The following is a 20,452-nucleotide window of genomic DNA, read 5'->3' on the forward strand; positions in this document are numbered from 1 at the left end:
TTTATACAGGAAAGCATTAGCAGCATGATCTTCTAGAACAGGTTACCATGGAGCTCCTACAAAAGCCGGATCGTTGGCATCCATCTTAACCTTCACCCATGCCGGTACTATATCTGTTTGATAAACCGGATTGATAGTATTCTCCTGTACTCCGGCGGTTATACTCTTGTCTGCTGGCCAGAACAAACCGTGTTTGCCTCCTTCCATTTTCAGGTTTTCTATGAACTGAATACCGGCGGGTAATTTGCTTTTGTCAGGATTGGTGTTCTCTTTCCCGCTGATAACGTTGTTGCTAAAGCGGAATAAGTTTTTGGCAAATACTTCATCTTCAATTTCAAGTGACGGATGTGTGCCCTTATCGCTTACGATGAGGTTGTTCCGGAAAATACCGTAAGGTGCCATAGTCCTGGGAGGGTCCATGCGCGGGTTTTTACTGGCGCCTATGCGGATGCCTTTATCGCAGTTGTACACGGTGTTATTTTCGATGACGGCATCCTTTACCTGGTCGTAAAAAGTAAGTTTATGCGGCACTTCATTCCCGTATTCTATCTGTATGGCCTGGGAGTTTACGGGTAAGTTGAAGAAGTAATTATTCCGGACGACCTGCCTTTCGCCGATCACCCGTACGCCATTGCATCGGTTGCTGGTGCTGTTGCGGGTGTTGATAAAAAAGTTGCCTTCAACCAGTGCGTCGTGGCCGTGGCGGAGGGTGAGGGCGCCGTCGGAGTTCAGAAAGGTATTGTTGCGGAAGGTGTTGTGCCCGCTCTTGCTCGAGATAATTTCTGATTCTCCGTCGCAGCGCTCGAACACGCAATTTTCCAGGGTGGTATAACTGCTGGAAAGGGAATGGCCGCTGGTGCTGATGCGCACTGTTTCGAACCCATTTCCGGAGCCGGGGTCTTTGAAATAGCCGAAGTAGACATGGTGGATACGGTGGTCGTTCCGCATGGCTGACTCCCGTACCACTTCCAGCATCATGCCCGGCGTATTTTTACCGCGGAGGAAGCAATGTCCTACTTCGTTGTTAGCGCCTCTTAGTGTTATCAGGCGGGTGTCACTTCCGCCCAGGTTCCAGTCGATGATGGCGCTGTTGATAAAGCGGCTATACCGCGAGGCAACTGCAAACGTAACAGGCCGCGTGCTGGTGCCACGGGTAAAATAGAAGCCATCAACAGTGATGTAGCTGCCGTTAATTTCCCATTGCGAATTGCCGTTAATCAGAACCTTTCCACGGCTTTCAGGAATAATAGTGATGGGCTTTTCTGCGGTGCCGCTCTTCGTGAATTTGATATTGCCGGCGTAGGTGCCGTTCTTTAACTGAATAACATCGCCTGGCTCCGCCCCCTCTGCCGCAGCTACGAACTCCTGCCAGTTGGCGCAGGTTTTCAGGTTGCCGTCTTTCGGGATTAGGTTCTGGTCTATAGCAGCATGAACAACTGGTGCTTCATCAGGTAGAGTGGCGGGTGTTTTGTTTGTGCCACAGGCTGTCAGTAACAAGCAGGAGAGGAGCAAGGGTAACAGACCAGTATTTTTGGCTTTTAGCAGCGTTGTTTTTCGGGTATGTGGAGCAGGTACTATGTTCATAGAAATATTTTATTTTATAATTCGCTATCAGATGTGCATTTTTATAAGGTTGATCAAAATGACAAAAACTGATCTAAGCCTTACATCAAAAGTTTATGGAAAATGCCAGGCAATCATTTTGTTGACTGATTATTTGCCGGTCTGTAAACCCATCGCCTTAGACAGCTTATCGAGGTACAGTCCCATCTTGCTGATAGCAGGAGAGGAACTTGCTTTTTGAATAGTCAACTTCACCTTCCAGGCTACTACCGGCTCGAATTGATGGACTTTGCGTTTCCCGATAGTTGTTCCTTCTGCCAGTAGTTTCCAGTCGCTGTCTACCTGCGCTTCAACTTTATAGGCCTGTACCCGCTGCCCCAGTGGCATAAATTCAGCCAGTTCCACGGCGCTTATTTCTACCGGGTTTTCCATGTCTGCTTCCAGTGTTGCCTGAGTTATTCCATCGTTGGTGGTCCAGTAGGTTTTATCGTTTCCGTCTACTGCTTTTTCGCCGCCGAATTCTCTTGTGTCGCCTTTAACATTGCTGGTGTTGACAGGCCGGTGCAGCGCCAGGTTTTCGCCCAGCACCGGGTCTGTCTGCTGAAGCTGTGGCGGTGTTGGCTTAACCGATTTGTTGGTAAACATATTTTCGGTGTTGGCGATATAGCCGATGTTTTTCAGGGCCTGCGGGCCTAAGCGGTCAATCAGCTGGGCGAGGTAGAGGCTTTGGGGAGCAACCGGTGTTCCATGTGAATCAAAATAACCTTCAGGCTCTATAGGCCCGGTGTCGAATAGCCTGGCCGTTTGCTCGCGCCTGCCTATGTTGCCGATGGCCCAGTTGGCGGAGCCGGGAGGGTTCTGGATGATGTATGTCCTGGCAATGCAGTTCCAGGCCACGCCCCAGCCCATGGTCCAGCCGTGCCCGGAACCGGCCACGCCACGGTTCAGAAAATCAATGCCGCCGTCGGGCACAGAACAGTTATCTACCAGCATGGCGGTTGCCCAGCGCTGGTGCGGCTGTATGCGGCTGCCATGCCCTCTAAAGGTGCTGTTAAGCACGACGTTTGGTCCGGGTGTGAGGCTGCTTGTCCAGACGAAGTAGGTGTTGCCGCCGGTGCTCTCGCACCTGTCGAGCAGGTTCTGGCTGCCTTCGAAGCTGAAATCGGCTGGCTTGGAGGCGCCCAGGTTGGTGTAGGTATGGTGAATTTTAACCTGCTGCATGGTAATACGGTCGCCGGCCAGTACAGTGGTGTTCATGGTTTCCTCAAAAAATACATCCCGAACCCAGCAATCGTCGCCGTTAATCCGGATGCCGGAGTAGGGGGCACGCCCGTACGCAATCTCAAGGGGAGGGCACTGGATGTGCAGCTGTTCCACACCAACCTGGGTGATGCGTTGGGGCGCTTTTACTTTACTGACGGTGGCTCCTGAAGGCAGAAACTTCTTGTCGAAAGAATCGGCAACCGGTATGTCTACCGTTACATTATTTCCTGTCACGGCAGTGATCCTCCGGTTCATGATAAGGCTTCTGTTGGTGCCGATCCAGGTCTGGGGTTTGCCATCGCGCACCAGGTTGTGCATCTGCATGAATTCTATCCAGGCTGCGGTTACAGGTTTCCGGATCTCGATTAAGTCCCCTGTTTTAAAACCAGCGGCATTGGCTACGGTAAAAGATGAAACGCCGAATGGTACATAGCTATCGGTGATTGTAGTCTGCGCAGAACCGGAACCTGCAGCCCCGGTGTCGCCAGTTGCAGGCCTGTTTTCTCCTCTTGCTGCTATCGTAATGGCTGTGTGTTTGTCGCCTGTCATTTTAATGGTAGTTCCACCCTTTCCGCTGCCATTGCCGCGCAGTACGACACCACCAACTGGTATCGTAAGTGTGCCGGAACAGGTAAACGTGCCGGGAGCTAACTCGACTGCTCCACGGAAACCGTTCACCAGTGGCATGGCTGCCACTTCATCGATGGCCGCCTGTATCTGTTTGGTATCGTCGGGGCCGCCGGATGGCTGTACGGTCCGCTTCACCGGCACGGTGGGTAGAGCTACTCCGCCACCCATGTAACCGGCATGCGAAAAGTCCATGATCCTGTCACCTGCGGGTGTCTTTTTATAAGCCAGCTTGCCATCCTTGCCCGTATACACCCATTCGCTCTTGCCCTTTTTAACCCGTGCGCTCTCCTGTGATGGGGCAGTGGTTGTGTCCTGCCGGGGCGTGAGTGCCAGTACGCCGCTGATTAGCAGGGAAGTTATCAGTACAGCTATCACGGTTGATGGTTTTTTCATATCAGGCGTTTCGTATTTGTTGTTTCGTTACTCAAGAATACTACAAGTGAAATAAGTCCCCCTTTGATGTGGGTAAGGGGGATGATGCACGGGCTGAGGAAATATTCTGGTAGTTCTAATGAAAACTTTCTAGCTTGCCTGTGCTTTTATTCTCAGGTGTAAATCATCCCCCAGCCCCCTTTAAAGGGGGACAAAAGATTCCAGTTATCTCTGCTCATACCTACTTCTTACCCAAGCTGCAGAGGGTGTGGTGACAATGGCTGAGAAAAATTTCAGGCATAATGCCGGGTGAGCTTCCGGAAAAATTCCCGATTTTAACTACAGCCATTGTCTCCATACCTTTACCTGCTCGCTTTATTCTCTGAAGCAGGTATCGTAGGTTTTCTGTTGTTATTGCTTCGACAGATTTACCGTTGCTCCTTCCGTTTTAGCCGGAATGCTTACGACAGCGGTGCCATCCTTGTGCTGTATGCGGGGTAGTTCGGCGGGTGCTTTGTTCCATTCATCCTGGAAGTAAACGGCTTTCTCTATGGTTACATCGGGTGAATTTTTTAGTTTGATGACGGCTTTGTTATCTTTTGCTTTCACCATTTTAACCGAAGAGATATGGGCGCCCACTACATCATCCAGGAAAAAGGCATACCGGCTGTCGCGTTTCTCATAGTTGAACGTGCTTTCCTTCACCGTGAGCCCTTTGACGTGCCGTGCCCATATGCCATAAGAGGGCTGCACCTTCAGGTTAGCCACATTATATTGCCCTACGCCCAGCTCCGGCGGCGATTGCGCAGTATCGGCAAGCGGATTGCCGCCCTTCACCAGCACGTGTACATCATTGAAGGATATATTCTGAATGTAACCGGTATGTTTGCCATTGGGAAGCGTGAAATTTAACCCGCCTTCCACCACTTCCGGATCCGGAAGCTTGTAGCCTGCTATAATCGGAGTTGCTTTATCCTGAGAACCATCATATTCTTTCCAGCGGGTATTCTTGTTGCTGAAGGAGCTTCCGCGGTATACTTCAAAAATATCAATACCTTTGATGATGATGTTTTCTACCTGGCCGATATTCACGTTCGTAACAAGCAGCTCATCATGCTTCACGCCTTCTTCATCGAACTTGAATCTGCTCACATTAGCGCCTAAGATGCGGCCACGGTTAGAGATGGAGATGAAAAAGGGCGTTCTGGTTCTGTACATTTTGGAGCGGGAATGAAGCGTACCGGTATGGCCGCAGTTCAGGTGAATATCCTTAATATGCCCGCCGTCGTTGGTGGAGATGGAGAAGCCTGCCTTGTTAGCCCCCAGCACATAGAGATTGTCCACATGCACATCCATAATGTCGTCGGCAGTTTCGGAACCAATCTGGAAGATGTTGCAGTTGGTATCGCCTATGATGTTGCGCACTTTGTAGTTGCTTACAGGGCGGGTAAAGCCCAGCGAGCAGTCAGAGCCGGGTTTTACCAGGTCGTCGGAGCTTACTTTTGAATAGATGTTGGTAACGGTCACATTGTTGCAGGCCATGAAATCGTAGATGTCGCGCACGTTGGAGGTGTTGTGCTTGGCGAAGTAGGTGTTGTGCACGTTGATGTTATCGGTACCGGTAGCCAGCAATACAAAGTGCCCGCCCCGGTCGATATGCAGCATGTTGTTTGCTTCAAAATCTTTGGAGCCGTCTTTCATAATGTAGTAAGGCTCGTCTTTGTCCGGGTCGTACCAGAGGTCTTCTTCGCGGTAGAGGCCGCCTATTTCGAGATTGGTGCAGAGCTTCAGGGTAAACATTTTGTCGGCACGGTTGTCGGGCTCGTTGTTCATCACCTTGTCGCCGGTAACCAGATTGCCGTCGCCGGTGATGCGTCCGTTGCCTATGATTTTCACATTGTCCAGTCTTTCGCCGAAGAACATGGTGTTCCGGAAGTAAGTGTGGCCAACGTCCTGCTTGGTAAGCCAGTTTTCGGGGTTCACATAGGGGCCTGTGGAAGTAGGGGAGAGGCCGGAGCGGTACTTTTTATCGCTGAACCAGGTAGATTCCGGAGCGTCGGCCCCTTTCAGGGCTTTAATGGTGGCGTCTTTGTCTACATACAGGTACACATTGCTTTTCAGGTGCACCGTGCGTACCGGGTAGGTGCCTTTGCTGAACAGCAAGGTGCCGCCGCCCAGTTTTTCCAGGTAGGCTATTGCTTCGTTTATTTTATCAGTATCATCCTGGCCATTGCCTGTCACGCCAAAACGTTTGATGTCCATTTTACCGGAGAAGAAACGGGCTACATTGGAGGCGCCTTTGTTATCGCCTTTTTTAACCTGCAACCGGAACGTGTACAGCTTGTCTGGCTGCAGCCCGGAAACAGTTGCTGTACCGTTTTTGGCATCAACCTTTCCTGTGGACGGCTGCCAGCTTTTGCCTTGGTCCAATGACTGCATCAGTTGCACATCGGAAGCATTGCCGCCGGTGCTCCACTTAAAGCTGGCTTTGGTATAAGTGTCAGGTGTTTCTCTGTACTGCAGGCTCCTGTCCAGTACCCGTTCAAAATCAGCAATGGTTTTGGTGGCGGTAAGAGTGGTTGTTTCTGTCCCGGTGCCTGCACTACTCAGGACTTCCGGTTCTTTGGTGGTATAGGTGGCCCTGAATGGGTAGTTTCCGGTTTTGCTGAGCTTTACATTCCGGAAAACAAGCTTCAGGTCGGCGCCATTGGCGGGTCTGAAGTCAAGGTTCGTGAAAGTAAGGATGGCGCCTCCGTCTTTTGCCTTGCTGATAGCTACATTTCCAACTTTAGAGTAGGAGTAGTTAGTGCCTACCCGCCCGATGGACTGGGTGGGTAGGTCTTTTAACTTCACATCGCCACGTCCGATAACATTCACGGTAGTGTTATCCAGGGTGGGTGTGATGCCAGACGGTACAAAAATTTTAACTGTGGCATTTGGGGTGCGCTGACCGGCAGTGAAATAAAGGGTCAGGTCGCGGGTGGTATTCACAGTTAGCTCTTCCTGTTCCAGGCGCAGTTGTCCGCTCAGCGCCATTGGCTTTACCAGCAGATAATAGCTTTTACTCGCTTTACCGTCCTGTGCAGTTACCTGAAGACGGTCGCCGGTTGTAATAGCGCCTTCCTTTTTTTTGTTGCCATCCTTGCCGATAACCTGGTACTGCAGAGGGGAACCATCTTTGGAGGTTAGCTGGAGTGGGAGCTGTGCTACCTTGATTCCCGTTGAAACCAGCCCCTTGTCTTCCGGGGTGTCAACGGTAAAAGAGTAGGTGCTGCCGGTAATGACCACTACCGTGTCTTTGCTAATACGGGCAATGTTTGGCGCATTTTTTCCGAAAGTAATTTCTGCACCTGGTTTGGGGTTGCTTCCGGTAACTCCAGCCATGGCAGGCATTATGATGCCAATCAGGGCGGAAAGGGTCAGTGTTATGAAGTTTTTCATATTAGTTTAAGTATTGGAGTAGCGTGTATTCCACTTTCAGTAACTGAAATAGAAACACACGCTTTTTTTTGTTTTACCAGCCCCAACCACGGGCAATGGGATTCCGGAAGTAGAGATATAGCTTTAAATTAATCCAGCTCGCCGGTATGCATTTTGTCTTTAGCGATAGGTGCCTGTGGTGCTAGCTGTCCTTTTACCTGTACTTTAATAACAGAAGCGATGGCATCAGGCGCCTTTGCAGGAAGTTGAATGACAGTTCCTTCTGCAGATTGCGTTGCTTTTAATTTTTTGCCACCGGCGAGAAGGCTGGTGGAAGAAATTTTATTGTCCAAGCCCGGTACCACCAGCTTCCCATCTTTTGGCCAATCGAAAACTGTGAGATACAGGATAGTTTCTTTTGCTTCCGGTTTCATGGTGACACGGCCCCAGTTAACGGAGGAAATCGGATTTGCCTTAGTGGCATAGATGGCCTCGCTGTTCACTTTCATCCATTCGCCTACTCCTTTGAGCCTGTCGATGCTTTCCTGCGGGAAAGTGCCGTCCGGTTTTGGTCCCACATTCAGCAGGTAATTACCGCCTTTGGAGGCAATGTCCACCAGGTTGCGGATGAGGGTTTCGGTTGATTTCCAGTTGTTGTCGGAGGTTCTGTAGCCCCAGGTGCCGTTCATGGTCATGCAGGTTTCCCAGTCGCTGCCATCGCCCTGGGCCGGAATTTTCTGTTCGGGCGTGCGGGTGTCGCCTGGGAAGTTGGGGCGCTTCAGGCGGTCGTTGGTGATAATGTGGGGCTGCAGTTTAAGCACTTCCTGCAGTTTCAGCGCCGCTTCGTCGGTCATGTTCGTTGGCGTGTCCCACCATAGCACTGCTATTTCGCCGTAGTTGCTCAGTATTTCCTTTACCTGCGGCACCGCCACCCGGTCGATGTACTGGTCGAAAGTGGCTGTTTCCTGGGCATGGTCCCAGTGGCCTTTGTGTGCTTTGGTGTAGGCGTCGATGCGGGCAGAGTCCGGGTTAGGCCAGCCTTCGGCCATCACCTTGCGGGCTACGGAGCCGCCGGGGTTGCCCCAGTCCTGTGCCTGAGAGTAGTAGAAGCCTAACTTCACGCCGTGCTTTTTGCAGGCTTCCGCCAGCGGCTTCAGCAGGTCTTTTCCGTAGGGAGTGGCATCGGTAACATCCCAGTCGCTGGCTTTGGAGTCGAATAAGGCAAAGCCGTCGTGGTGCTTAGCTGTGATGATGATGTATTTCATACCGGCATCTTTTGCCATTCGCACCCAGGCATCTGCGTCGTATTTGGTCGGGTTGAACTGTCTGGCGACTGCTTTGTATTCTGCCACAGGCACTTTCATGCGGTTCATAATCCATTCGGCACCACCTCTGGCCTGTTCGTGGCCGCGGTAAACACCTGCCATCTGGGCATAAACACCCCAATGAATAAACATGCCGAACCGGGCCTCGCGCCACCATTCCATCCGTTCATCTTTGGTCAATACTTTTTGAGCCGAGGTAATAGTGGTGTTGCCAAGCAGCACCAGCAGCAACAACGTTGTGAGTATTTTTTTCATGGGGTTTATTTTTCTGATAAATGCTTCTCTTCTGTTATCTCAAAAATATTGCTTGTAACCGGCGTCAGGCGGCCGGGCGACAGGTTCATACCTACCTTCATGAGGTATTCGCCGCTGTAGGTTTTGCCGTGTGCCGGGTTCTGCGACTGTGTGCCTGGCAGCATATTTACTTCCTGCACAATGTAGCGTTTGGCGGGGTCCAGTCCCTGCAGTTTCACAGGTGCCAGTTTCTCTTTGTGGCGTGTGTTCAGGATGTAGTTGAACAGCACGGCTTTGTTTTTGTCTTCAGAGGTGTACATCAGCACAGCCCGGTTCTCCTCGTAAGGCGAAACCAGCCGGAAGAGGTCGCCGGTCCAGATAACAGGGCTGAGCTTTTTGTAGGTTTTTACTGCTTCCCGGCTGAACTCTATTTCCTGCGGCGTCATGCTGCTTACTTTGATGTCGTAGCCCATCTTGCCCATCATGGCCACATCGGTCCTGAACTTAATGGGTTGCTTGCCCATGGAGGTCACGTGGCTCGACACGGTAACGGAAGGGAAGAAGTTGAGGTAACCCCACTGGATAAACACCCGCTCAAAACCATTGGTGTTGTCGCTCGGCCAGAACTCGGAGAAATATTGGAGGGCGCCGTAATCGGTGCGACCGCCACCTCCGGCACAAAGCATGATGGGCAGGTGCGGGTACTTGTTGCGGAGCCTTTCCATCACGGCGTAAAGGCTGCGGGTGTAGTCGATGTACAGGTGCGATTGCTTGTCTTTGAGGTAAGGTGAGAAGGCATTCGTCATCATGCGGTTGCAGTCCCATTTGATGAAGGAAATACCCGGGTTCTGGGTCATCAAATCATCAACAGTCTTGTAGACAAAGTCCTGTACTTTGGGATTGGTCAGGTCCAGCACCAACTGGTGACGGGAATAGTGCTCCTCACGGTTCGGTAGCTTCAGAATCCACTCAGGGTGCTTCTCATACAGCGCACTTTTCGGGCTCACCATCTCCGGCTCGAGCCAGATACCGAATTTAATGTCCTTGGCATGTGCCTGCGAAACCAGATAGCCAATGCCGCTGGGTAGTTTCTTTTTGTCCGTCATCCAGTCGCCCAGAGCCGTGCGGTCGTTGTCGCGGGGAAATTTCTCGCCGAACCAGCCGTCGTCGAGCAGGAACAGGTCTACACCCAGCTTTTTAGCGCCGTCGAATAACTCCACCAGTTGCTTCTCGTCGAAGTCCATGTGAGTAGCTTCCCAGTTGTTGAGCAGCGTGAGGCGTGGCTTGTCACCGTCCAGCACACCATACTTGCGCGCCCATTTGTGCAGGTTGCGGCTGGCCTGGCCTTTGCCCTGACCGGAGTATGTAAAGATGAAAGGCGGTGTGGTAAAGGTTTTACCTTTTTCCAGCTGATATTCAGAGTTGTAAGGGTTCATGCCCGACAGCACCCGCAGCGAGTTCGCCTGGTCAATCTCAAAAGAAATCTGGAAATTGCCCGACCAAGCCAGTGTACCGGCTACCACATTGCCGGTAGTTTCGGTAGACTTGCCGCCGGTAGAGAGGAAGAAGACAGGGGTGCGGTACATGTGCGCCCGGGTGCCCAGCTTGCTGTCGAGGGTTTTGATGCCATTGGTCAGCTGCGATTCCTTCATGCCCATCTCAATCATGTAATCGCCGTCGAACTGGCTTAACCAGTAGCTGGAAGCATCGAAGTGCATCATCGACGAAGCAAAGTTGTGCAGCGTAACCGGCTTCTTCTCCTGGTGCTTTATCTCGGTCCAGGTTTTGAAAATATCTTCATTGAAATGCGCCACATAGTGCAGCACCACTTCCATGGGGTATTTCGGGTCTTTTAACGTGATAGAAGTAGTGGTCACATTCTCGTCCTGCTTCTTCACGGTCGTGTTCACATGTTTCAGCTCCAGCGATGGGTTTCCATCGGCATGTGTTACGCGGATTGCAGGTTCAAATAGGTTTTCCATGCCAGCTGGCACGTAGGCTTCGTGGCGTGTGGCCATGAGGTGGCTATAGTCGGAGTGGTCGCTGAGTTTTTCACCGAAATAGCTTTGGTAGAGGCGCTGGTTGCTCCCAACGGTCAGGATGAGAGCGGTGTTTTTTGTTTCAATCAATACTTGCTTTTCCTGCTGCTGTGCAAGTAGCGGCAGCGAGAAAAGCAGCATCAATAGGCCAAGAAACGGCGATGTATTTTTGTGCATAAACGGTTTTAGTTAACAGGATTATGTTTGCTGATTGACTTATATCTGATATTAAGAACTGCAGTAAAAGCCCCCTTTAATGCTAATCATCTAGAGAAAAAGAAATGGTGCTTTATCGTTTTTGCTAGTGCGAGCTTGTAGCTCGTACTTACATACCACGATATAACGCATAATGTCTATTATTTCGTAAAGCTGATTTTTTTATGAAGTATATAGATAGGAAGCAATTCAGCCGGGGAAATGAAAGTACGAGCTACAAGCTCGCACTAGCGCACCCGTTTCAGATTTTTCCTTAAAAGATTAGCTTCAAAGGGGGCAAAACCGCATTGCGTAGTATTAGTTACAGTTTAATCTCTACCGATTGCCCGTCTTTTATCAGGGAGTTGTACACCCGTTTGTTGCCGTTGTAGGCCGTTAACCGGATTTTGTCTTTCTCCCGCTTCACCTGGATATCAAGCTCGGCATCAAACGCATGCACTTTCTTCAGCGCCATCTGGTTCCACTGGTCGGGGAGGTGTGGCGTGATGCGGAACGATTTTAAACCGGTAGGGCGGATGCCGAACAGACCTTCGGTGAAGATACGGCAGTAAAGACCGCTCTCGGCTGACAGGTGGCGCTGGTTCCCTTCGGGGTAAGCCTCCACGGGGTAAGGCACGTGGTCGCCCAGCAGGCGGCGGTTCGAATAGTATTTCAGGAACTCAAGTGCTTTCTCTTTTTCACCGGCGGCAAATACGCCACGCAGAGCATAGAGGGTAGAGCGGTCCCAGAAGGTTTCTTTACCGGCCTGTGTGGACAGACCGTCTGCTGTCCAGAGGCGGGGCGAGAAGAGGGCATCGATGGTGCCTTTCTTGCGGTCGTAGATGTCCATGGTGAGTGGAATGCAAATCCAGGCCCGGAGCACGTCGTTGGTTTCGTAGTATTTGTAGGTGTCGAAGCCTTCTACCTTGCCGCCAAAGTATTTTTCCATGTTGGTTTTCAGTTCCTGCGCCTGGGTTCTGTAGGCGGCTAACTTCCTGGCAGGAACGCCCAGGTCTTTGCCTAAGTAGCTGGCAGATAACAGGGCATCATAGTAAAGCGAAGAGGTGGAGAGGTTGGCCTTCCCGGCAGGGAAACGGTTTTCCAGCTCATCAGAGTCGGAGGCAACCACGCCTTCCGGCGTCAGTTTGCGGCGGCAGAATTCCAGCGTCCATTCAATCAGCGGCCAGAGCTCTTCGGCTTCTTTTTTGTTTCCGGAGGCCAGGGCATAGCGGGCGGCTCCGTAGGCAATCATAGCGCCATCGCCGCGGTCTTTGGCGCCATGCCAGATACCTTCTCCTTCGGCAATGATAGAGCTTGGGATGGCTTTGTAGTCGGGGTTCATAAAGCGGGCAAAGTGCTTGTAAGCATTCATAGAAGCTTCGTTGCCGATGTTATAGCCCAGGAAGGGGAAGAAAGGGCCAATGTATTCAGCCTGGTCGTTTGCCCAGACAGCTGCGTAATAGGCGCCGCCACCCGGACCATGCATCAGGCCGCCTTTGGTTCTGTAGATACTTTCGGAGCCTCTGATCTTGGCAAAGGCAAAAGCCTGGTTGAGCGTCTGGTCCGGTGTTTCCAGCACCAGGTTGTTCTTCCACTGGCTAACTAAGGCAATGCGCTGCTTTTCTTCCTCGTCCAGCTGCACGTTGGCGATGCTTTCTCCTGACTTTGTAGCACCGAACAGCGCCCCAAACAAAACCGACTTGCCCGGCTCCAGCGTAAAGCTGCCGCCGCCGATGCTCTTATAAGTAACCGTATAGGCACCGTAGATAGCGTTGCCTGACTCCGTGGTAAAGGAGTTCTGGTATTGTGGTATCTCCACGGAAAGCGGTTTGTCGGAAGTGTTGGTTAGGGTATATTTCTCCAGGAACACAGGCTGTGTAGGCGAAGGGTAAAGGGTGCGGGTAAATTCCAGCCCTTGCTTTACTTTGCTTTTCACCTGCATCAGCCCGTTCAGGGTTACTTCCGATACCTTCTCATCCGAAAGCGGGGCGCCGTTGGCATGTATGGTAGTTAAAATATTCCAGTCGGATGTGCGGGCCAGGTGGTTACGGGTTTTATTGGGCATAAAGCGCAGCATCGGCCACACAAAATTGCGGGTCACGGTAAAGGAGCCGTCAGCATTCACGCCATACCGCACAATAGTCGACATACGTTCGCCGCTCATTTCAATATGGTCGTTGTGCGGAATGCGCTTATCGATGGCCCAGGTGATGGAGCCGTCGGGGTTTATTTTCCAGCGGTTGTCGGTGGCAGGAGACTGGGCTGCTGCATCAGACACTATAAAGGAGTTGATGCCGATAAAGAAAAATAAGAATAAATGGCTACACCAGCCTGAAATGTTTTTGCTTTTTGTGGTAGTCATGAGCTTTTGTTGTTTTAACAGTAGCAAGATGGCTTAAAGCCTTGTGAAACAGGGGGCACAAAATGTTCTTAGATGGGGGAGGTTCTGTTCTGGCTGCCGAAAGGTGGTTTTATTGCATTTTATTTTTGTTAATTGAGTGCGATTTAAACAAATGTTTGTTCTTTTTGTGGTGCAGAAGTTTTCTGCACCTGTCACCATTCACACACCTGTTGCTTATGCAGAAATATTGTTTTGCACTCGATTTAAAAGACGACCCTGCGCTGATAGCCGATTATGAAAAGTGGCACCGGCAGGTATGGCCGGAGATTATCAGCAGTATCCGCGAAGCCGGTATCACCAACCTGGAGATTTACCGTTTCGGGAATCGGCTGTTCATGATTCTGGAAGCCGACGACACCTTCAGCCTCGAACGGAAAGCAGCTATGGATGCCGCTAATCCGAAAGTACAGGAGTGGGAAACGCTGATGTGGAAGTACCAGCAGGCTGTGCCGGGTGCCAAGCCGGGCCAGAAGTGGGTATTGATGGAAAAAATCTTTCAGCTATAGGGAAAGGAATGGTGACTGTGGCAGCAGAATTTTTAGTGCCGGTTATACCTGTTTTTATTCTGCTGCTCCTGTCACCACTCCCTCTGCACATCTGCTTATGTTGCCGCCGCATGCTCCCTGTCAGCTGGAATAAATAGAGTTAGATTCTCGGTTTTCTTTCTGAATGCGTGTTAGTCTACTTGATAGAACTAAATGTAATACCTCACTCCAAACTAAAAATGGAAAATTTGGAGTATCGCTTCGGGCCGCATGGCAGGTGCCTTAGTCGCCTCACCGGAACGTGGAACAGAAGGAACAACAGGTATATATAAATAATGAGAAAAATCTTACTCCTCGGGTTGTTGGCTGTGTGTGGTATGGCAGAAGCTGTTGCCCAGCAGACTTTCAGTATCTCTAAACTCAGCGAAGATGCCAACACCCGCTCTGACCAGCGGCCTATCCAGGTTGGCTTCTACGATGCCGGTGCGCACAAAACCTTTGTCAGCTGGATGGGAGCCAACAGCACAGCCGTGGTAAAAGCCCTCGACCACAAAACCAATACCTGGAGCGCCGATAAAGTAGTCGGTAATTCGCCGTTTGTGGACAAGCACAACTATCCGGGATTGCTCAAAGGAGCCGACAACCGCCTATACGCTTTTTACGGATGCCATAACTCCACCATGAAGCTGACTATTTCGCCAAAGCCGCTGAGCATAGAAGGTACTTGGGAAGATAAGTATATCGAGGAAGCTAAAAATGCTTCTTACCCGGCACCGGTGGTAACAACAGACGGTACCTTTTATGTATTCTACCGCGACACCCGCAAAACAAACGGCTATGCCGACGACCGCCCTTACCAGGTAGTGAAATCCACGGACAACGGCATAACCTGGAAGCGTCAGCTGGTGATAGACCCGTACCCGCGCAGCACCGATAACATGCTGGAAATCTACAACGGCAAAGTAACCTACCAACCTGCCTTCGGCGACCAGAAAGCGAAAATCCATATCGCCTGGACCATTGCCGGCGAAAAATTAGGAAAGCATGCCCATGCCACCTACGGCCGTAACCTGTACTACGCCTACCTCGACCCGAGCAACGACCATATGTACAGCATCAGTGGCAAAGACCTTGGCACTACCATCGATAACAACGAAGCCGACGCGGAATGCATGGTCATCGATACCGGTATTCCGGAAAAAGGCCACATGTCGGGCCTGCAGGTGTCGGCCCACTACCGCGATAACGGGTTTCCTATCATTCATTTCGATAATGTAAAACAAGGCGGCTCCAGCTCTGCCACCTGGAACGGCAAAGCCTGGGTGGTGTCGCAGATAACACCGGCAGGCGGCGACCCGCGCGAGATAGAAAAGTTTGGTCCTGATTCGTTCCGGGTGTACCGGCCAAAAGGCAAAGAGATTGCCGTTTATAAAACCACCAACGGCGGGTTAAGCTGGGAACTGGAAACCACGGCTCATGTAGGGCAGCAGGTAGACAGGGTGCATGTAATCGAAAATGCGCACCCGGACGCCAAACTGCTCATTACAGAAGCAGGCGACGGAGAGATAAGGCAGGCCAACCGGGATGTATTTATCGGGAAAGTAACCGCTAATTATGAGCCTCCTTACAAACCAGGCTCTGCCAAAGCCTCCGGAGCGAGCACAGGTGCCAAAGCAAAGAAGTAATCAAAATAAGTAGACCGATAATATATACCTGACTAACTATTTATGAAGCGATTAAAATTATGGAGTTTTCTTCCTGCCTTTCTGGCTGCTATCACCCTGCAGGCTGCTGATTTGGATATTACTAAATATGGGGCAAAAGGCGACGGAACTACCTTGAACACCGAAGCCATTCAGCGGGCTATCGATGCGTGTCACCAGAAGGGTGGTGGCAAGGTGATTGTACCGGCTGGTAATTTCCTGTCGGGAACAGTGGTGCTGAAAGATAACGTGACCCTGCACCTGCAGAAAGACGCAGTACTTCTGGGCAGCATCGACCTGGAGCACTACAAAAACCTGGACCCCTTCACCGAAGGATTAGGCATTGACGTAGGCTGGGCTTTACTTGTGGCTGTGGATGCCAAAAACATCGGTATAGAAGGCGAAGGAGCCATAGACGGACAAGGACCTGCCCTGAAAGCAAAACACATCCTGACCGACACCCGTGCCGAAGGTCAGCGCTGGGGCCTACGTCCGTTTTTGGTGCGGATTGTGCGTTGCGATGGAGTGCGGGTAAACGGCGTTACGCTCAAATATGCCGGCGCCTGGACTTCGCACTACTTTCAGAGCCGTAACATCGACATCGAAAACGTTAAAATCCACAGCTTTGGCGTGGCCCACAACGACGGCATCGGGATAGACGGCAGCCAGGATGTGCGCATCAAAAACTGCGACATCGTTAGCGGCGACGATGCGTTGGTGTTCAAGACCACCTCCAGCAAAATGGCCTGCAAAAACATTGAGGTGTCGGGGCTGCGGCTCAAGAGCAACCAGGCAGGCATTAAGATGGGTACCGAATCGATGGCGCCATTCGAGAACATTAAAATCACCAACTGCCACATCTACGACACCAAAAACGGCGGCATCAAACTGCTGACCGTGGATGGCGCTCATCTTCGAAACGTGGAAATTTCAGACATCACCATGGACGAGGTCAGAACACCCATGTTGTTCAGGCTGGGCTCCAGGCTGAGTGTCTTCCGGAAAAACAGCGACACCAAACAACAAACCGGTACCTTCGAAAACGTGGTTATCCGCAACGTAAAAGCAAAAGCCGCTGCCGATGCCCAGTTAAAACCACCATCCGGCATCCTTATTACAGGAGTGCCAGGCCATTACATCACGAACCTGACCTTAGAGAACATCCACATCGACCTGGCCGGTGGCGGTAGCGCCAAAGATGCACGGGAGGTAGTGCCCGAAGCTATAGACCAGTACCCGGAGGTGAAGACTTTCGGTCCGAAAATACCGGCTTATGGCGTATGGGCCAGGCATGTAAAGGGGCTGAAACTGAAGAACGTTTCATTTACGCTTGCATCTAATGACCTGCGTCCAGCCCTGATTTGTGAGGACGGAATTGCGCTTGAAGTGAACAACTGGAAAGTTCCGCAGACGACAGGTGCACAGGCTATTATCCGGTTAGAGGATGTGGCAGGCGCTCAAATCAACAAAGTAGAAGTGGCTGGAAAGGCAGAAGCATTTGTGCGTGTAGAAGGAGAGAAGAGCAAAGCTATTAAACTTCAGAGCAACAAAATTTCCGGCATGAAAAAGCTGGTGAAAGGCAAAGCGGAAGTAAAGCCTGAGGCAGCAGCTGCGCTGAAATAAATTGGCTGTATGCTGTAGTTATGTTCTGTAATGCTTATCTTAAGGAAACACAATGAAGACGATAAAATGCAACGCCACGTGCCTCCCGCTGAGCCCAAAGGATGTATTGGAGCTGGAAGGTAATTACCTTGCCGTATCAACGAATTGGGGAAGAAGGGTGTACAACGCACTCCGTTCTGTTTCAGACCTGCTGCAGAAGTATGAAAAACTGGTGTTGGTTCTCCCCGCCAAAGTGTATTATCCGCTTGAGTACGTGCAGGGCTTTCTGCAGTATTGCCATTTTTGTCAGGTAAACTATGCTGTTATGGAAAGCACCGAGACTGAATATCCTGTTCCGGAAACGGCTTACTTTACGCTTACCGATACCGACCTGGCATCGCTGATAAAAGTGGCTGAAAAGCTTGGTCACAAATTGGGCGAGGAATGGGGGGTGCTTTCGCTGGGTGATAGTCCAATTAAAAAGCTGATGGGGCTCACGGTGATTACGACGGGCACGGATGAACAGCAAATCCCTTTATATTATTCCCATCCCAGCTCTAGCAAAAGCGTTCCTGATGTGGAGGTTATCAGGAGAACCTCCTTGTAGGCGAATTTGGTTAAGAGATAACAACAGATAGGAGAATAGAATGGGCACATGGTGATAATAAGTAATTAAATAATACTCATTAGTATTTTCAACCTTCCATACTTATATTCTCCTCTTGTCATCCTGAAAGGAACTTGTGGGCAAGGAGCATAGGCAATAGCTATTGGTAAATTAATTTTTGTTCTCATAGCAGTTGGTAAGGCTTTAGTAGCTTTTGCAGCTGTTTCATTGCCGGAGTCTTTGTTCTTTTTGCCTTGATGCAAAAAGAACCAAAAAAATCAAGACCCTCCAAACTCACTGAACGCTCGAACAGTGGAGTGTCGAAAAGTGCACCTGGCAAAAGCTGGTGCCCAGGAGGTACTTTCTTCTTTACTTTTCATAGCAAAAGCTAAGGCAGTTATGGAAGGCAATTAATTCGATTTGGTATAGTCTCTTGATTAAATAAAATCAGATAATGAAAAACTTTGTAACGCTTTTAATAACTGGTGCCCTCGCCTTTTCGGCACAGGCGCAGACTGTTTCGCCTTTGTGGCAGGATTTTGTGGAAGCCAAACGTACCGGTAAAACTCCCGTGCTGCCTGACTTCTCCTATGCCGGTTACCACTTTTCTGAGAAGCCCATACCGGATGTGCTGAAAACAAAAAAGGTGTTTAAGGTAACCGATTATGGCGCCCTACCCAACGACGATAAGTTTGACGATGCAGGCATACAGGCAGCCATTAATGCTGCAGAGAAAGTGGTGGGTGGTGGAGTAGTGTTTTTCTCGGCAGGTAAATACCTGATTGCCCCCGACGAAGACAAAGAAAAACATATCCGTATATCGAAGAGCGGTATCGTTCTGAAAGGCAGCGGAAGCGGCGCCGGAGGTACGCAGATTCACCAGGTAAATATGCGGGTGAACGGACGGCAGATTATTTTCAAACCCGAAGACCTTAAAACATCCAGACTAACTGCTATCACCAAAGATGCTCCGCGTGAAAGTTTTTGGGTGGAAGTGGCTGATGCGTCAAAGCTGAAGGTAGGGCAGGATGTCGTGGTACAGCACAGAAGCGAAGAATACACACGCTGGTATTTCGCTCCCCTCGACCTGAAACCTCAGTGGACCCGCCTCGTTGGCGAGGATGGTGGCATGCAGATAAAAGAGATTCATAGCATCGAGAAGATTGAAGGCAAAAAGGTAAAGTTCAAAAACCCGCTGCACCTGGACATCAAGCTGGTAAAGTCTGCTCCGTTTGAGCTGCACACTTTTGCCAGCATGGAAGAATGCGGTGTGGAAGATATCCTATTTACCAGCAATTGGGAAAACTACCCGGAGGATTTTGTACATCATAAAAATGCCATCCACGATAATGCCTATATGGCGCTGGGCATGGAGTACGCCAAAAACAGCTGGGTTCGCAACTGCGAATTCCACCACTGGAACGACGGCATCTTCTTCCGGGCCGGCTACGGCGTAAGCGTGCTGAACATAGCCTTCAGGGGCAAAAAAGGCCACACCTCCGTACACGCCCGCACCGGGTATGGCGTGCTTATCAAGAACTGCTCTTTTAACGAGTCGCAGCATCACGGTGCCGGTACCGGCTACAGTGCTGCTGGTACCGTAGTAACACAATGCACCCAGGGAGTAGACCAGAACATTGACATTCACTCGGGGCAGCCCTATGCCACTTTGTATGATAACATCAAAGGCGGTATATTTTCTAATCTCGGAGGTCCTGAGCCTGGTCACCCGAACCATGGAAAGCACCTGGTGCTCTGGAACTTTGAGCATGCCTCAACAAAAGACTTTAATTACAACTTCTGGGACATGACCCGCCGCCGGAACTTTACGATAGCACAGCCCATTCTGGTAGGCTTCAAAGCCAACAAGAAAATTACCTTTGAAAATGCCGGCATTCTTCAGCAGCAGGGTGAAGAGGTACTACCGGAATCGCTGTTCGAAGCGCAGTTGGAACTGAGATTAACCGGTAAGAACAGCACTGCAAAAAAATAACCTACTGTCCCCGCAAGACAAAACGCAAACCCAAATATTTTATGAGCAATACAGCCCCAAAAGCGTCGCTTTTCAGAGCCGGCACGGCCTGGCCCTTTATTCTTATTACCACCCTTTTCTTTCTGTGGGGCCTGGCCAACAACATGACCGATACGCTGCTGGCTGCTTTCAAGCGCATCATGAGCATGAGCGACTTCCAGACCTCCTGGATTCAGATTGCCTTCTACGGCTCTTACTTCTGCCTGGCGCTGCCTGCTGCTATTATTATTAAGAAGTATACTTACAAAACAGGCGTACTGCTCGGGCTGGGCCTTTTCATCCTGGGGTCGCTGCTCTTTTACCCGGCCAGTATCACCATGGCATACGGGCACTTCCTGGCAGCGCTCTTTATCCTGGCAGGAGGTTTGTCTATCCTGGAAACAGCGGCCAATCCTTACATTGTAGCCATGGGGCCGGATGCTTCCGGTACACGGCGGCTCAACCTGGCGCAGTCGTTCAAACCGATTGGCTCTATTACCGGGGTGTTGCTCAGCAAGCTTTTTATTCTTTCGCACCTCAACCAGTCGAGTGCCGAAGAGCGGGCCGCGATGGATGATGCGCAGTTGGCTGCTATTCAGTCG

12 protein-coding genes are annotated in these 20,452 nt (G+C 50.7%); 6 read left to right on the forward strand and 6 right to left on the reverse strand.

All coding sequences use genetic code 11. The features are described 5' to 3' along the window. Nucleotides 1-42: 42 nt before the first annotated feature. From DCW36_RS08520 to DCW36_RS08545, 6 genes are all read right to left on the reverse strand, one after another. Nucleotides 43-1,584, reverse strand: coding sequence for a polysaccharide lyase 6 family protein (locus DCW36_RS08520; protein WP_114781908.1), 1,542 nt, complete (start codon nucleotides 1,582-1,584; stop codon nucleotides 43-45). A 129-nt stretch (nucleotides 1,585-1,713) separates the two neighbouring features. Next, on the reverse strand, nucleotides 1,714-3,849 hold the full coding sequence (locus DCW36_RS08525; RefSeq protein ID WP_114781909.1) for a discoidin domain-containing protein: 2,136 nt from the start codon (nucleotides 3,847-3,849) through the stop codon (nucleotides 1,714-1,716). Between the two features lie 390 nt (nucleotides 3,850-4,239). Next, complete coding sequence (locus tag DCW36_RS08530) at nucleotides 4,240-7,269, reverse strand: hypothetical protein (protein ID WP_205702899.1); 3,030 nt, start codon at nucleotides 7,267-7,269, stop codon at nucleotides 4,240-4,242. A 128-nt stretch (nucleotides 7,270-7,397) separates the two neighbouring features. Further along, nucleotides 7,398-8,828 carry an alpha-L-fucosidase gene (locus DCW36_RS08535; protein ID WP_114781910.1) on the reverse strand — a complete coding sequence of 477 codons (1,431 nt, stop codon included), beginning with the start codon at nucleotides 8,826-8,828 and terminating at the stop codon, nucleotides 7,398-7,400. 5 nt (nucleotides 8,829-8,833) lie between these two features. Next, a complete protein-coding gene (locus DCW36_RS08540; protein WP_114781911.1) occupies nucleotides 8,834-11,023 on the reverse strand; it encodes an alpha-galactosidase in 2,190 nt (729 codons plus the stop codon). Between the two features lie 340 nt (nucleotides 11,024-11,363). Further along, nucleotides 11,364-13,403 carry a glucosidase family protein gene (locus DCW36_RS08545; protein WP_114781912.1) on the reverse strand — a complete coding sequence of 680 codons (2,040 nt, stop codon included), beginning with the start codon at nucleotides 13,401-13,403 and terminating at the stop codon, nucleotides 11,364-11,366. Between the two features lie 215 nt (nucleotides 13,404-13,618). On the opposite strand from DCW36_RS08545, the gene DCW36_RS08550 reads away from it, so the two are divergent. The 6 genes from DCW36_RS08550 to DCW36_RS08575 form a co-directional block, all read left to right on the forward strand. Continuing rightward, entirely contained in the window at nucleotides 13,619-13,948 is a 330-nt protein-coding gene (locus DCW36_RS08550) for an L-rhamnose mutarotase (RefSeq protein WP_114781913.1), read from the forward strand. A 314-nt stretch (nucleotides 13,949-14,262) separates the two neighbouring features. Continuing rightward, on the forward strand, nucleotides 14,263-15,612 hold the full coding sequence (locus DCW36_RS08555; RefSeq protein ID WP_114781914.1) for a BNR-4 repeat-containing protein: 1,350 nt from the start codon (nucleotides 14,263-14,265) through the stop codon (nucleotides 15,610-15,612). A gap of 42 nt (nucleotides 15,613-15,654) precedes the next feature. Further along, a complete protein-coding gene (locus DCW36_RS08560) occupies nucleotides 15,655-17,253 on the forward strand; it encodes a glycoside hydrolase family 28 protein (protein ID WP_114781915.1) in 1,599 nt (532 codons plus the stop codon). Nucleotides 17,254-17,305: 52 nt separating this feature from the next. Further along, the gene (locus DCW36_RS08565; protein ID WP_114781916.1) at nucleotides 17,306-17,839 is read left to right on the forward strand and encodes a hypothetical protein; all 534 of its coding nucleotides are present in this window, start codon (nucleotides 17,306-17,308) and stop codon (nucleotides 17,837-17,839) included. A 454-nt stretch (nucleotides 17,840-18,293) separates the two neighbouring features. Next, entirely contained in the window at nucleotides 18,294-19,832 is a 1,539-nt protein-coding gene (locus tag DCW36_RS08570) for a DUF4955 domain-containing protein (protein WP_114781917.1), read from the forward strand. A gap of 41 nt (nucleotides 19,833-19,873) precedes the next feature. Then, nucleotides 19,874-20,452, forward strand: a 579-nt coding sequence (locus DCW36_RS08575) for an MFS transporter (RefSeq protein WP_394344799.1), incomplete at its 3' end; no start/stop codon positions are given.

It is taken from the genome of Botryobacter ruber, assembly GCF_003347595.2.
GTDB lineage: Bacteria > Bacteroidota > Bacteroidia > Cytophagales > Hymenobacteraceae > Pontibacter > Pontibacter ruber_A.

Bases quoted from the DNA above. Each gene is read 5' to 3' on its own strand.
- DCW36_RS08520 (WP_114781908.1), bottom strand. From the start codon at position 1,584: ATGAACATAGTACCTGCTCCACATACCCGAAAAACAACGCTGCTAAAA.
- DCW36_RS08525 (WP_114781909.1), bottom strand. From the start codon at position 3,849: ATGAAAAAACCATCAACCGTGATAGCTGTACTGATAACTTCCCTGCTA.
- DCW36_RS08540 (WP_114781911.1), bottom strand. From the start codon at position 11,023: ATGCACAAAAATACATCGCCGTTTCTTGGCCTATTGATGCTGCTTTTC.
- DCW36_RS08555 (WP_114781914.1), top strand. From the start codon at position 14,263: ATGAGAAAAATCTTACTCCTCGGGTTGTTGGCTGTGTGTGGTATGGCA.
- DCW36_RS08565 (WP_114781916.1), top strand. From the start codon at position 17,306: ATGAAGACGATAAAATGCAACGCCACGTGCCTCCCGCTGAGCCCAAAG.
- DCW36_RS08570 (WP_114781917.1), top strand. From the start codon at position 18,294: ATGAAAAACTTTGTAACGCTTTTAATAACTGGTGCCCTCGCCTTTTCG.
- DCW36_RS08535 (WP_114781910.1), bottom strand. From the start codon at position 8,828: ATGAAAAAAATACTCACAACGTTGTTGCTGCTGGTGCTGCTTGGCAAC.
- DCW36_RS08560 (WP_114781915.1), top strand. From the start codon at position 15,655: ATGAAGCGATTAAAATTATGGAGTTTTCTTCCTGCCTTTCTGGCTGCT.
- DCW36_RS08530 (WP_205702899.1), bottom strand. From the start codon at position 7,269: ATGAAAAACTTCATAACACTGACCCTTTCCGCCCTGATTGGCATCATA.
- DCW36_RS08550 (WP_114781913.1), top strand. From the start codon at position 13,619: ATGCAGAAATATTGTTTTGCACTCGATTTAAAAGACGACCCTGCGCTG.
- DCW36_RS08545 (WP_114781912.1), bottom strand. From the start codon at position 13,403: ATGACTACCACAAAAAGCAAAAACATTTCAGGCTGGTGTAGCCATTTA.